This window comes from Brevibacillus sp. 7WMA2, from assembly GCF_010748895.1.
GTDB lineage: Bacteria > Bacillota > Bacilli > Brevibacillales > Brevibacillaceae > Brevibacillus_B > Brevibacillus_B halotolerans.
The window spans coordinates 3,730,793-3,744,409 of record NZ_CP048799.1 but is presented as its reverse complement, the minus strand read 5'-3'; the positions used below and the strand labels follow the sequence as shown (position 1 = coordinate 3,744,409).

11 protein-coding genes and 1 pseudogene are annotated in these 13,617 nt (G+C 39.2%); 7 read left to right on the top strand and 5 right to left on the bottom strand.

What is annotated here, in order from left to right; genetic code table 11:
* Positions 1-506: 506 nt before the first annotated feature.
* Both GOP56_RS15685 and hcp read left to right on the top strand, forming a co-directional pair.
* A complete protein-coding gene (locus GOP56_RS15685) occupies positions 507-2,009 on the top strand; it encodes a malate:quinone oxidoreductase (RefSeq protein WP_003334032.1) in 1,503 nt (500 codons plus the stop codon).
* A 359-nt stretch (positions 2,010-2,368) separates the two neighbouring features.
* Positions 2,369-3,664 (top strand): hydroxylamine reductase, encoded by a 1,296-nt coding sequence (gene hcp / locus GOP56_RS15680; protein ID WP_035318981.1) that lies wholly within the window; start codon positions 2,369-2,371, stop codon positions 3,662-3,664.
* A 566-nt stretch (positions 3,665-4,230) separates the two neighbouring features.
* On the opposite strand, the gene GOP56_RS15675 is transcribed toward hcp, so the two are convergent.
* Together GOP56_RS15675 and GOP56_RS15670 are read right to left on the bottom strand one after the other, a co-directional pair.
* Complete coding sequence (locus tag GOP56_RS15675) at positions 4,231-4,428, bottom strand: hypothetical protein (protein ID WP_035318980.1); 198 nt, start codon at positions 4,426-4,428, stop codon at positions 4,231-4,233.
* A 113-nt stretch (positions 4,429-4,541) separates the two neighbouring features.
* Positions 4,542-5,189: pseudogene (locus GOP56_RS15670) on the bottom strand (sulfatase-like hydrolase/transferase); the annotation flags it as partial.
* A 314-nt stretch (positions 5,190-5,503) separates the two neighbouring features.
* On the opposite strand from GOP56_RS15670, the gene GOP56_RS15665 reads away from it, so the two are divergent.
* Positions 5,504-6,454: an esterase/lipase family protein gene (locus GOP56_RS15665; RefSeq protein WP_163246021.1), complete on the top strand. Its 951-nt coding sequence runs from the start codon at positions 5,504-5,506 to the stop codon at positions 6,452-6,454.
* Between the two features lie 48 nt (positions 6,455-6,502).
* Here GOP56_RS15665 and GOP56_RS15660 read toward each other — a convergent pair whose 3' ends face one another.
* From GOP56_RS15660 to GOP56_RS15650, 3 genes are all read right to left on the bottom strand, one after another.
* Entirely contained in the window at positions 6,503-7,087 is a 585-nt protein-coding gene (locus tag GOP56_RS15660; protein WP_163246020.1) for a hypothetical protein, read from the bottom strand.
* A 273-nt stretch (positions 7,088-7,360) separates the two neighbouring features.
* Positions 7,361-8,203 (bottom strand): aldo/keto reductase, encoded by an 843-nt coding sequence (locus GOP56_RS15655; protein WP_163246019.1) that lies wholly within the window; start codon positions 8,201-8,203, stop codon positions 7,361-7,363.
* 131 nt (positions 8,204-8,334) lie between these two features.
* Positions 8,335-9,546: an MFS transporter gene (locus tag GOP56_RS15650; RefSeq protein WP_163246018.1), complete on the bottom strand. Its 1,212-nt coding sequence runs from the start codon at positions 9,544-9,546 to the stop codon at positions 8,335-8,337.
* Positions 9,547-9,724: 178 nt separating this feature from the next.
* On the opposite strand from GOP56_RS15650, the gene GOP56_RS15645 reads away from it, so the two are divergent.
* The 4 genes from GOP56_RS15645 (at position 9,725) to GOP56_RS15630 (ending at position 13,188) form a co-directional block, all read left to right on the top strand.
* The gene (locus tag GOP56_RS15645; protein WP_035301640.1) at positions 9,725-10,099 is read left to right on the top strand and encodes a winged helix-turn-helix transcriptional regulator; all 375 of its coding nucleotides are present in this window, start codon (positions 9,725-9,727) and stop codon (positions 10,097-10,099) included.
* A 1,040-nt stretch (positions 10,100-11,139) separates the two neighbouring features.
* A complete protein-coding gene (locus tag GOP56_RS15640; RefSeq protein ID WP_163246017.1) occupies positions 11,140-12,201 on the top strand; it encodes a SulP family inorganic anion transporter in 1,062 nt (353 codons plus the stop codon).
* A gap of 11 nt (positions 12,202-12,212) precedes the next feature.
* Positions 12,213-12,764 carry a phosphoribosyltransferase family protein gene (locus GOP56_RS15635; RefSeq protein ID WP_163246016.1) on the top strand — a complete coding sequence of 184 codons (552 nt, stop codon included), beginning with the start codon at positions 12,213-12,215 and terminating at the stop codon, positions 12,762-12,764.
* A gap of 175 nt (positions 12,765-12,939) precedes the next feature.
* Entirely contained in the window at positions 12,940-13,188 is a 249-nt protein-coding gene (locus GOP56_RS15630; RefSeq protein WP_163246015.1) for a hypothetical protein, read from the top strand.
* The last annotated feature ends 429 nt before the right edge of the window (positions 13,189-13,617 follow it).

The window sequence follows — 13,617 nt, the reverse complement described above, 5'->3', positions numbered from 1 at the left end:
AAGGGTCTTTTGTTTCATGGACTTTGTACATACCTTGTCAGAGCGCAATCGTTTCTAGGTATTGATTCGGCCTGTAATTAAAGAAATCCAGGTGTCGAAATACAGAAAGAAGCTGAGACAAGTATCCTTTTGAATCGATGAAAAATAGGTTTACCAGTAAAAAAAACAGCGAAGAACCATACCGCAATTAACAACAAAAATTAGAGAATGTCTATTCACCAATAACGGCAAACCAAAGCCTTACCCCTTGCAAGAAGCTGGGTTAAGGCCTTGGTTTTTTATGTGTTCCCTGAGTCTTGTGACGGACTTCTTACTTTTTTACCAGCCTTAAATGGTTTATAATTATCATAATAGTAGATATTTTGGTCTATAAATAATTATAATAGACTATGGTATGGTTATAATTGAGACAGAAAAGGTGTATTCCTAGGTGGCGCCTTGCTTTGGTGACAACTAAGCCGAAGCGCCTACTCTTTTTTGCCAATATAGGGGATGGAGAGATTACAATGAGCAACATGCAGCAAAAAACAGACGTTATTTTAATTGGTGCTGGAATCATGAGCGCGACTTTGGGATCATTGCTCAAGGAGTTAGCGCCCGAATGGGAAATCAAAGTGTTTGAAAAACTTGCAAAAGCAGGGGAAGAAAGCTCTAACGAATGGAATAATGCGGGTACAGGTCATTCCGCACTGTGCGAGCTTAACTATACATCCGAAAAATCTGACGGATCTATAGATATTAAAAAAGCGATAAAAATTAATGAACAGTTCCAGCTTTCCAGACAGTTTTGGTCCTACCTTGTAGAAAGCAATCTGATTCGTAATCCACAGGACTTTATCATGCCAATACCTCATATGAGTTTGGTTCAAGGGGAAACAAATGTAACATTTTTGAAAAAACGTTTTGAAGCGCTTTCACAAAATCCGTTGTTCCAAGGGATGGAATTTTCCGATGATCCTGAAAAACTGAAGGAATGGATTCCGCTTATCATAGAGGGGCGTACGTCAAATGAACCGATAGCGGCAACCAAAATTGACTCTGGAACAGATGTCAACTTTGGTGCTTTAACACGTATGCTGTTTGACCACTTACAGAGTAAAAATGTCGAGATTAACTACAAGCACACCGTTAAGGATATTAAGCGTAATAGCGACGGCTTGTGGGAAGTCAAAGTGCATGATATCAATAGCGGTAAAATCCAACACCATACAGCAAAATTCGTCTTTATCGGCGGTGGCGGCGGAAGTCTGCCTTTACTCCAAAAAACCGGTATTCCTGAGTCAAAACATATTGGAGGATTCCCGGTAAGCGGATTATTTATGGCATGTAACAATCCGGAAGTTGTAGAGAAGCACCACGCTAAAGTATACGGTAAAGCTAAAGTTGGGGCTCCTCCAATGTCCGTTCCTCATCTTGATACAAGATATATCGACAACAAAAAAACATTGCTATTTGGACCGTTTGCCGGCTTCTCACCAAAATTCCTAAAAACGGGTTCCAATTTTGATTTGATAGGCTCCGTAAAACCGAATAATGTCCTCACTATGTTGGCAGCGGGCGTAAAAGAGATGTCATTGACAAAATACCTGATCCAGCAGGTTATGTTATCGAATGAAAAGCGCATGGAAGACTTGCGCGAGTTTATCCCGAGCGCTAAAAGCGAGGATTGGTATATCGTGGTAGCGGGCCAACGTGTGCAAGTTATCAAAGATACTGAGGCTGGCGGTAAAGGAACACTTCAATTTGGTACGGAAGTGGTTAGTGCCGCTGACGGCTCGATAGCTGCATTGCTAGGCGCTTCTCCGGGTGCTTCTACTTGCGTTCACGTAATGCTGGAGGTATTAGAAAAATGCTTCCCGCAACATATGAACGAGTGGGAATCGAAAATTAAAGAAATGATTCCTTCTTATGGCGTGTCACTAGTGGAAAACCCAGAGTTTTTCCAAGAGATTCTTGCTTCAACAGCGCAGACGCTTGGTCTAAGTGAAAAAGAACCAGCCTTTAGCTAATTCTTTGGATGTAGAAACAAAGATATGTAATGAAAAAGGGTAAGCAACATTTTTCATTAATGGATAATTGCTTCTATGATGAAGAGACTGAACAGAGATTATTGGAAAAACAGGGGGAAAATAAAAAGCTACGTAAATAATAGGTATTATTGGCAAGGAAAAAAAGAACCTTTGATCTATCTTTGGATCGAAGGTTCTTTTTTCATACTCGCAGTGAGAGGCTACGGATAGCTTTATAAATTTTTTCCACCCGCTTGTCACCGATTCTCCACCCTTTATGTGAGCCGCATCACATCGAATAGAACGGCTGATTTTTATAATCAACTCATAAAGAGTAAAAGAGAAAAGGAGAGATCGTGATGTTCTGTTACCAATGCGAACAAACCCCGAGCGGTGGGTGTAAGGTGATCGGTGTCTGTGGGAAAACAGAGGAATTGGCTAGCATTCAAGACACGATCGTTTTTGCGTTAAAAGGGATTGCAGCGTATGCAACCCATGCTCGCCAACTGGGTTATATCGACTCTGAAGTGGATGGCATCACTCAGGAAGCGCTATATTTTACTTTGACTAACGTTAACTTTAATCTGGATGATCATCTAAAAATGGCGATGAAGGTAGGTCAAGCCGCGATCAAGGTGATGGAGCTATTGGACAAAGCACATACCGAGCACTTCGGCATTCCGCAGCCTGTGACCGTATCGCAAAATAAAATTGAAGGCAAATGCATTGTGGTTACTGGACATAATCTATTTGCACTAGAGGAATTGTTGAAACAGACAGAGGGAAAGGGCATAAACATCTTCACTCATTCCGAGATGCTACCTGCTCACGGATATCCTGCCTTGAAAAAATACCCGCATTTAAAAGGAAACATCGGCAAAGCATGGTACGACCAACGACGGCTGTTTGAAGAGTTTCCAGGGGCGATTCTTGCGACTACAAACTGCGTTATGCCGATAAAAGGCAGTTACGCTGACCGGTTTTATTCCTACGATGTCGCTGGATTGGAGGGAGTGACTAAGATTGAAAACGACGATTTTGCTCCACTGATCGAAAAAGCACTCTCCCTGCCAGAAGCAAATATCCAATCAGATCACACTTTAACTACTGGATACCATCATGAAACGGTATTAGGGATTGCACCAGAGATTATTGATGCTGTGAAAGCAGGCAAGATCAAACGCTTCTTCGTAATCGCAGGTTGTGACGCACCGGGGAAAGGCGGCGAATATTACCGGGAATTGGCCACTTCTTTACCAAAGGAAACAGTTATTCTTACCACGTCCTGTGGAAAGTTCCGTTTTAATGATGTGGACTATGGAACAGTGCCAGGAACCGATATTCCTCGCTACATTGATTTAGGGCAGTGCAATAACTCTGTATCTACAATTAAGATTGCAGCCGCTTTGGCAGACGCATTTGGCTGCGAGGTCAACGATTTGCCGGTTAGTATTGTGCTTTCCTGGTTTGAACAAAAAGCAGTGGCTATCCTGCTCGGGTTGTTCAGCTTGGGAATCCAGGATATTCGAATTGGTCCAAAGCTGCCTGAATTTATTCAGCCAGGCGTGCTAACCGTTTTGCAGGATTTGTTTAATGTTAAACTGATCGGACATGCGCAGGAGGACATGAAACAAATGATGGGGATGACTCAATAAAAAGCTTTTTCTATAACTGCAAAGACAGTTCGAAACTTACTTTAAAAAGTTTTGGACTGTCTTTGTTGTTTGATAAAAGGCTAATTATATGACTATCATTGGATATTAGTACCTGATTTTTATAAGAACACCTAAGATTATCTATAACTTAATCCAATTCTATCTCGATCTTTCAAAAATTCCTTCCAAAGCACTCTAATAAGAAAAAATAAATCAATCTATCTATTATTAATTCTTCAAGAATTTTTGTAATTTTTGCGATTGATAAATGATTACTTCGCTGTTTGTGAGAAATTTTTATATTAAAAGAAATGTCATTTTCTTCTTTTAATCATTTATAAATGGAATCCTTATTCTTTATGGTTATTCTAGTGGAGAGAGTCTTACTATAAATCGTGAAGTTGAATTAGAAAAGATTTCTCCAGCGGCTGCAACCTTAACATTTACCCATGTAGCACCTGCGGGTTCCGTTATCAGTAGACTAAGACTAAATGTTGAAAATGATAGATATTATTCATCGGCTAGTTGGTAAAATTGAAACAAATAGAACGCTGATCCATATTTGATCAGCGTTCTATTTGTTTTGGAATGTTTTTTTCAATCTCAGAAATCCTTTTTTCAATCTCATTGAGTTTTCTTGTATTTTTTTTGTGATTATTAATTACAATAATTGTTATTGTTACAACGAACAACAAAATTATAAAACTTACTACTGGAAGTATTATACTACCTGATTCTGTCGTTAAATTTCCGTATTCTAACATTTAACCCCCCTAGTAAGCTTAATTTATTAAATTATACCATATGTAAATGAATTTATTCCAAAAAATGTATGCAGAATGATTGGTTTGGAATTTCCTCCTAACCCATCCCGGCATTTTTCACGATCAAGAGACTCGATAAGGTCCACCTCTGAAGAGTAGACCACGTCTCTGCCACTGAGGCCGATAGCAGCGGATGAAGCGGAGTTACGCGGATTTTTACCGTGGGGTTCTGGACCAATCCAGCCGGAAAAACCGAAGCTATCCAGCGGGTTAGCATGTAAATACAAATCTTCCTGTTGACGATCAGGTATACCGGTTATGGGATGATAGCTAAGGACGCTTTTGTGTGTACTGGGAATGATTATATCTTCATAGGATATATGCCATTTTCCTCTGTAATAGGCTTGATATCCTGCTTCACGAAAATAGTTTCCCATTGTAGGCACTGTGTTTCTGTTTAGCCAGAACATATCAGAGTCAAAGGCTTCCTTTGCGACTCCGACCGTTTGACTAACGCCATGCAAAGAGGGATATTGACCGGTAAACAAGGTAGCCCGACTAGGACAGCAAGCTGCACTACCAATGTAATGTCTGTGAAATTCCATACCATTAGCTTTTAAAAGCTCCTGTGTAATGAGAGTTGTTCGGCGCCATTTTCTTAATTCCTCCTGTTCATAAACGGGGGGATATCGTTCCTCATCCACGAGCAGTACGAGAAAGTTTGGTTTTTTACATTTATGTGAAAGAGAGGGAAGACTCATGGCATGCACATCCTAAACAAGGTGTTTTTACCCTAGGTTATGGTTGGCGGATTTGAAAAAAGTATTCTAAAAGGTAGCTGATTGTCATTCTGAAAATGAGGCATACATTTTCTATATGAGTTTTTATATAAGGAAAGAAATTGATTTAACAACATTTCTACAGGATTTTTCTAAATAAACATCCCTCAAAAGGTGAGTATTACTTCTTAACCTGACGAATTGATGCATAGCTTATAAAGCAGTTACTTTACCTCTTTGGAGCAGGTAACATTTGCCCGACAATGATGGAATTACAAAAATAGAGGGGGGAAACTATGCAAATACATCGTATACACAAAACACCTCTTATCTTTATTCCAGGACTATTTGGTTCAATGAGTAATGAGATTATTCCCGGGACAGGAACTTGGGGCTTTGGTATTTCTGGTGCAATATATAAACCATTTATCCATGTATTAGAGAGCATGGGCTATCAAAGAAATTTGACGCTATTTATTGCCTTTTATGATTGGAGACAACCAATCCCGTGTTCGGCTCACACTTATCTTGTTCAAACCATAAGAGAAGCGAAACAGCGAACAGGTGCTAGTAAAGTTAATTTAGTCTGCCACAGTATGGGAGGGCTTGTGGCTAGAGCTTATGTTCAGAGCAATTATTATCAGGATGATGTTGAACAGCTTATTATTCTATGTTCTCCTAATGCAGGATCACCAGCTAATTATGCTTACTGGACAGGAGGTATTATCGAGAATAGGTCAGAATCTCATATAAATGTTGTTTCAATTTATATGAATCTGTATTTGAGCTACTTGCAAGGGATGAACCCAGCCAATCCACTAAGGGCCATACATACTTGTTTTCCAAGCTTATTAGACTGTGTACCTTCTAGGGATTATGGTGATTATTTGTTAGAGGATGATAGAGGGTACTCACGCTTTATCCCATATAGACGTATGCATGTGAAAAATGCCTTTCTTGATGAATTAAATGCAACGCAAGAGATCATTTCAAAACGAAATATTGCTGTTACACTTATTGCGGGAATAGAGAGTAGTACCATTCAAAATCTTCAAATGGTTCATGGATCTTTGGATAAACTGGGCATCAGCAAAACGATATTGAACCCGATAAATAGCTATGTAGGTGACGGTATTGTTATGGTGCATAGCGTATTTGCATTGGATGGGGACAAATATATGGTAAAAGGAGGACACATGGAGGTATTATTTCGGAGCTATTCCATATTACAGAGGAAGCTTGCTTGAATGATAGAAAAATTATATTTTATAGCAAGAATCGCTATAATCACAAAGTTAGATTTGATCATTTATAAATTTCGTTAATGATGCAAAAAAGTTAGAATGGATATCGTCTGGATCGGGAATCTTCGAACGATCTGAAATTGATGCAATACTTATATTCATTCCTTTGCTTGTAAAGTTATAAATGGTTAAAGTAGTATTAGGGAAAATATCACTGTAATTTTTTGTAATACCTTTTTCTTCCTCTTTTGCGTTATAAAAGCTTGGAGAATAATGTAAGGCATTTCTCCATTCAGAATTTTTTAGAGGATTAAGGCTAATGCCGACCATGACAATAACTCCATTTTTGGAATTTTTGTAAACGAGAGTTTTATTCGTTTCTCTGAATTGAGAGTGCTTGTCCCGAGGCTCTCCTTGCAACTCTGGAACCAAATTTCTTATATCCCAGTCATCAGTAACTTCAATGAAATCCTCTTGTTTAAAATTAGCTTTAATATGTAAAAACTTATCATTAAATTGTTCAATTTCTGTTGAATTAAGTGCGGTTTCATTATTACTTATTTGCTCACATCCATTTAGCAATATTATTGAAAGGGATAATAAGCATAAAAGTAAGATAATTTTTAGTCTCTTCATGTTAGAACCACCTAACTATCGTTTTTTCCATATTATTACTGATGACATTACGATATCACTATTGAAGAATAAGATAAATATATATATTTTAAAAAATCAATATTTTCTTATTAATGAGTATTCTTTAAGGGTTACTTGCTTATTTGTTACTCTCATTTTCTTCCTTGTACTGTAAACGAAAAAAAGCTTACGTGTATTGGTCATGCAAAATAATAAGCCGCCATTTCTCACCGAAAAAAGAAATGGCGGCTTACTACGTTTTCTCTTACAAAATTAAAAATCAAAGTTGTCCGGATCGGGACCGACTCGATGATTTTGATTCAAAGCATCAATGCGATTCATCTCTTCTTGTGTTAACTCGAAATCAAACACGGATGCATTTTCAACAATTCGATGCTCCTTAGTGGACTTCGGAATGGTGACAACACCATGCTGGAGGTCCCAACGAAGGATGACCTGAGCAACTGTTTTACCGTGCTTATCAGCAATTTCTTGTAATACCGGGTTATCTAACAATTGGCCCTGCATTAATGGGGACCATGCTTCCATTTGAATATCATGCGTCCGGCAGAAGGTAATCAATTCCTTTTGCGTCAGATATGGATGAAATTCCACTTGGTTTATCATGGGTTTTATTTCAGCTTCCCCCATCAGGTCTTCAAGATGATGGATTTGAAAATTACTGACCCCGATTGCTTTTACACGTCCATCTTTATAGAGCTTCTCTAACGCTCGCCAAGCTTCCTTATATTTACCTTTCACAGGCCAATGAATGAGATACAAATCGAGGTATTCTAAGCCGAGTTTATTTAGACTTGTTTCGAAGGCAGCCAGGGTGGCTTCGTATCCCAGATCGGCATTCCAAACCTTTGAGGTCACAAAGAGGTCTTCTCTGGAGATGTTTGCTTCTTGAATGCCTTCGTGGATCGCCTGTCCCACACTTGTTTCATTTCCATATATAGCAGCCGTATCAATACTGCGGTAACCATGCTTAATAGCTGATTTGACGGCTGCTACTAGCTCAGAGCCTTCTTCTACTTTAAATACGCCAATTCCAAACCAAGGCATTTTAATACCGTTGTGTAGTGCTGTTGTATCCTGTAAATTTTTTGCCATATGAATAGCCTCCTATGTCATTTTTTACATAATGATGTACTGGAAAAACGCGGTACAAATGATCAGTAACAAAAATATCGCCAAGAGAGTCCCTTCCTTTTAATCAAAAGCGATCATGAAAACATAGACTTTTACAGGCGAGCAAGCTCATTCTTGTTGGTAGTCTTATCTTTTCTTTCCAAGGCGCGAGCCAAACCTGTTAAAAGTACGGCTCCTAAAACCATCAATGCTCCTACCCAGGGGGTATGAATCAGTCCAAGCTTGTCAGTAACGAGTCCGCCCAGGTATGCTCCGATTGCGATACCTGCGTTGAAAGCGGCGATATTCATAGCCGAAGCTACATCTATTGCTTTCGGTGCATAACGTTCAGCTAACATGACGACATAGACCTGCAATCCGGGCACGTTCATAAAAGCTAACAAGCCCATGAGCAGGATTGTTAGTAATCCGACAACTTTAAACGGGGCGGTGAACGTTAAGACGAAGAGTATGATGGATTGTATAGTAAACATATAAAATAAGGCGGAAATAGGTTTGCGGTTGGCTGCCTTTCCACCAATGATGTTTCCAATCGCAATAGCAATTCCATAGCCAAGAAGAATAATGGCAACGGTCGTTTCCTTAAAGCCAGTTATTTCATGAAGTAATGGTGATAAATACGTAAAGACGACAAAAGTGCCACCATACCCAATAGCGGTAATGAGAAAGGCAAGAAGCAATCTTCCATTAGTAATCAGTGTAAGCTGTTCTCGCAGCGGTGTTTTGGTCCCTTTACGCAAATCGGAAGGAATTAAAATGATATTGGCTAGGAAAGCTAAGATGCCAACTGCGACGATTCCAATAAAAGCAGCACGCCAACCTAATTGCTGTCCGATAAATGTGCCTAAAGGAACTCCGGTGACGGTCGCTACTGTAAGTCCTGAAAACATAAAGGCGATTGCACTAGCCCTGCGATTTTCTGGTACCAGATCAGCAGCGATAGTGGAGCCGATTGACATAAATACACCATGGGACAACGCGGAAATCATTCTTGCTATCAGCAATACGACAATTCCATTCGCAGTGGCGGCAAGAGTATTTCCTACAATAAACACTAGCATGATCCACAATAATAAGGCTTTGCGAGGGATGCCAGAGGTTAGAGAGGTTAAAATCGGTGCTCCAAAGGTAACTCCTAATGCATATAAAGTAACGGTTAACGCGGATGTTGAGACAGATATATTTAAATCATCAGCGATAAGCGGAAGTAGTCCCACACTGATGAATTCTGTTGTTCCAATTGCAAATGCACTAATCGCTAACGCAAGGAGCGCCAACGTGCTTCTTTTTTGATCTAATAACATTCACTCCACTCCTACAGTATGGTATGACCGGCCGGTACATGCTATTATGATGTAAGATAATGAAAATGAATAGTACGCACTATAAAGTAATATACAAACAATAAAGTTACATACTTACTAAAAAGTAATATAGGTACTAAAAAGTTTCCATGGGTGTGTTTAGGAGGAATAAGCTGTGATTAAGAAAAAATATAATATCACTGTCGAAGCTACCTTAGAGGTTATAGGTGGAAAATGGAAATGTGTAATTCTTTGTCATTTAACACATGGGAAAAAACGCACAAGCGAATTAAAACGGGTTATGCCTGGCATTACACAAAAAATGTTAACGCAACAGCTTAGAGAATTAGAGCAGGATGGTATTGTAAATCGAATTATTTATAATCAGGTTCCTCCAAAGGTGGAGTATGAACTAAGTGAGTACGGGTGGAGCTTAAAGCCGATATTAGATTCCTTATGTGTGTGGGGAGAGAAGCATATTATCAAGGAATATGGAGATAAGTTCGCTGTGCTGGAGGATAACATTTTAAATCAAAAGGATAAAGAAATGTAAGGCGTATCTATATAAACGCACGGCAAAAAGTCTACGAGTGAGTCCTCGTAGACTTTTTTAATAACCTTAGATTACGATTCAACGGTCTTCATTTTGCTCCCGAGCGCTTCGTTTTTAGAATCTCTAAATGACTCTACCTTCACATATATCTAATTTAGCAAAGAAAAGTCTTTTGACTAGTACAAGTTGCGAACGACAACATAGTATATAGTAAGTCAGACGAAGGAGGTGAGACACATGAGTAGCTGTCATCATCATCACCATCCTAAGAAGAAGAAGGTAGAGTTGGTTTGTAAATGCTTTGTTAAGAAAAAAAGAAGAAAACCACATCATCCTAGCTGTCATCATCATCACCATCACCATCCTAAGAAGAAGGTAGAGTTGGTTTGTAAATGCTTTGTTAAGAAAAAAAGAAGAAGACCAGTTAGAAAACCACATCATCCTAGCTGTTGGTAATTAGTATGTAAGGGCACAAGAACGTAGTTTTGGGTGTAAAATCTGATAGGTATTTGTGCACTTCCAAATGAGAATCATGTGTTAAGTAACGTCTCACGTTTTAAACTACTGATTGATTCAGGATGAGCAGGGTGTTTACCTTGACGAAGTGAGTTGAGGTAAACACCACATCACAATCTAGTAGGTCTTCATGGATATCTAACCAATTACAAAGCCTGTGATCTCTAGAATAGATAGGGATCATGGGTTTTTTTTCTGGAATAATGAGGCTAGATGAGCCATTAGTCGTTACCACTAGCAAATCGTAATATAGGCACGAGATAGCCAGTTATTCATCTGGCTATTTTTTTTACCAAAAACGCTTGTATGTACCCTAAAGCTAAATAAATCTACCTATGTTCAATACGTGAGATCAACCCAATAAATTCTAATTTTACCTTTAAAATACGAATGATAAAGCTAATTTTTTATTTAAAATATACCAAAACACGAACTATTTAAAGTTTTTGTTTGATATTGATCGTCTTTTATGATATTTTACAGGTGTGACATTCATTTCATATAACAGAAGGAGAAAGTCAGAAATGGAATGGAAAGATATTATCGCGGCACTTAGCGTCGTACTCAACGGATTACCGCAGGGTCTACTAGCACTATCTCTGGGTTTTGCTTCCGTACCTACAGCTTTGGCGTTCTTAATTGGTGCGACTGGAAACGCAATTACTGGCTCTGTAGCGGTTGTATCTTATCAGGTCGAGACGATTGCATTAGCTGGAACTTTGGGAAAAACGATGAGGGATAGGTTATCTATGATTTTTGTTGGCGGAGCAATTATGGCCACGATCGGTCTATTCGGCTTCTTAGAGAAAATCGTAAGCTTCATCGGACCTGTCATTACAAGTGGAATGATGGCTGGCGTTGGTATTATGCTAGCGCGTGTTTCTTGGGATATGGCTCGCAATAATATGCCTGTTGGAATCGTTTCGATGAGTACAGGGTTACTCACCTATTTTGTAACAAGAGATCTGGTCTATACCGTTACGATTTCCGTTCTTATTTCTAGTCTCATTTCGCTGCTTCTTAAACAGGGTAATACCATCAAACCGCTGGAAAATGACCGCTTTGCTTTTCAAAAACCAAGGTTTTCAGCAGGTATTTTACGAGGCGCTATGGCGATGGTTTGTCTCAATATTGGCGCAAATATTGCTTTTGGCCAAATTAATGGTGAAATTGCTAAGACGGATGTGAACATTGACACGCTTAGCGTAATTAGCAGTGTAGCGGACATGGTGTCTGCTCTATTTGGCGGGGCTCCTGTCGAAGCGATCATTTCTGCTACAGCGGGCGCTCCACATCCTGTTGCCTCAGGTGTCCTGATGATGGTAGTAATGGCGGGAATTCTTCTAGCTGGCTTGTTGCCCAAAATCGGTCGTTATATTCCTAGTGAATCTATCTCTGGATTTCTGTTTGTGTTAGGTGCAATTGTAACTGTACCCACCAACGCTATATCTGCATTGACTGGCGGAGAGGCTTCCTCTAGCCTGGTAGGTGGTGTAACCATGGTGGTTACCTCGATTTCTGATCCATTCTTTGGGATGCTAGCAGGCTTATTAATGAGAGCATTAATCAGCTTATTTGGGATGTAGGAGGGAGTTTCATGGAAAAGACTTATATGTTAGAGGTAGCAGGGATTACTCGGCATTTACCAATTATTCCGATAACAGAAAAACTCAGCATTGCCAGCTTTGTCATTCTTGGGGATACAGAGCTGGTAACAGCAGTAGCCCCACTTCTTGCGGCAAAGCTTCCTGAAGTAGATGTAGTTATTACAGCAGAAGCCAAGGGAATTCCTCTCATTCATGAGGTATCGCGCGTGCTTAAAATGAAGAAGTACTATGTTGCTCGAAAAAGCACAAAGCCTTATATGCAAACGCCGTTAATTAATGAAGTAGAATCAATCACTACTCAGAAAAAGCAAGTTCTTTGCTTAGACGGAGCGGACGCCAGTGAAATCGCAGGAAAACGAGTTGCCATCATTGATGATGTAATTAGTACCGGTAAGTCGTTGCAGGCTATTGAGGATTTGGTCATTCAAGCTGGCGGCATTGTGGTAGCTAGAGCGGCAATTCTTGCTGAGGGAAAGGCAGCCGAGCGGAGTGATATTGTATTTTTACAAGAGCTTCCGTTGTTTTCTCATGAAATAGAGTAGCAGCAACATCAGGTGCATGTTTAAGCAAGTATCCCCTTCTATCGCTGGACAGAGGGGTTTTTTACATGAGGTAGGAAGAATCATCGGTAAAAGCTAAATTATATAGTATATTGTAGGTAGATAAAAATAAAAGCGAAGTTATCTTATTATTTATGTGAATATTCAAAATAGGTAGGTGGATCAGAAGAAACGCAAACAAAGAAACCTGTTAATTAGCACCCTTAAATTGTTTGATGCAAAAGACATAAAAGAGCTTTGGCGTGAGCAGGATGTTGTCTACAATGACAAGACGCAACAAATATTTGCTTTTAACCATGCTATGAAGGTAATTCAGACAGGCGTTGGTAAGGGAGATGTGCTGGAAGCGTGCATCATTGGCTATAAAGATGGAAAACTGGTAAAGGTGAGCGATATAAAGAAATAGGTAATAAAAACAGCCTATTTACTCCTCAAAAAGGTGAAATAGGCTGTTTTTGTTTTATATGATGTCAAAAAATAGAGGTGGCAAAAATACGAATTAAGATTTTAGAATATGTCTTACATGATCTCTAGCACTTTGTTCTACCTCTTCATCTGTAAGATGATGCTCAGCACCGTAAATAGCAAATGTAGGTATAACAATTTGATGTGTGACTGGGGAGGAAGTCATCATTGAAAAGAGGCAACAGGAAGGCGAATCAATTATAATTTTACATAAATTAGTAAAGAATAAATAAGGAGCCTGCTACTACACGTCATTACACTCCCTGCGAAAATAGCTGAATAATTGGATAACTGATAGGGATAGTAGCTACGATGAGAGGCTATTAACTCAACATTTGTTCCATTTTCATTCAGATATTGATACATAGCA

What these genes read in the sequence shown, in the direction of transcription:
- GOP56_RS15675 (WP_035318980.1), bottom strand. Translation starts at nt 4,428, where the DNA reads ATGTTAGAATACGGAAATTTAACGACAGAATCAGGTAGTATAATACTT.
- GOP56_RS15685 (WP_003334032.1), top strand. Translation starts at nt 507, where the DNA reads ATGAGCAACATGCAGCAAAAAACAGACGTTATTTTAATTGGTGCTGGA.
- GOP56_RS15665 (WP_163246021.1), top strand. Translation starts at nt 5,504, where the DNA reads ATGCAAATACATCGTATACACAAAACACCTCTTATCTTTATTCCAGGA.
- GOP56_RS15640 (WP_163246017.1), top strand. Translation starts at nt 11,140, where the DNA reads ATGGAATGGAAAGATATTATCGCGGCACTTAGCGTCGTACTCAACGGA.
- GOP56_RS15660 (WP_163246020.1), bottom strand. Translation starts at nt 7,087, where the DNA reads ATGAAGAGACTAAAAATTATCTTACTTTTATGCTTATTATCCCTTTCA.
- GOP56_RS15655 (WP_163246019.1), bottom strand. Translation starts at nt 8,203, where the DNA reads ATGGCAAAAAATTTACAGGATACAACAGCACTACACAACGGTATTAAA.
- GOP56_RS15650 (WP_163246018.1), bottom strand. Translation starts at nt 9,546, where the DNA reads ATGTTATTAGATCAAAAAAGAAGCACGTTGGCGCTCCTTGCGTTAGCG.
- hcp (WP_035318981.1), top strand. Translation starts at nt 2,369, where the DNA reads ATGTTCTGTTACCAATGCGAACAAACCCCGAGCGGTGGGTGTAAGGTG.
- GOP56_RS15635 (WP_163246016.1), top strand. Translation starts at nt 12,213, where the DNA reads ATGGAAAAGACTTATATGTTAGAGGTAGCAGGGATTACTCGGCATTTA.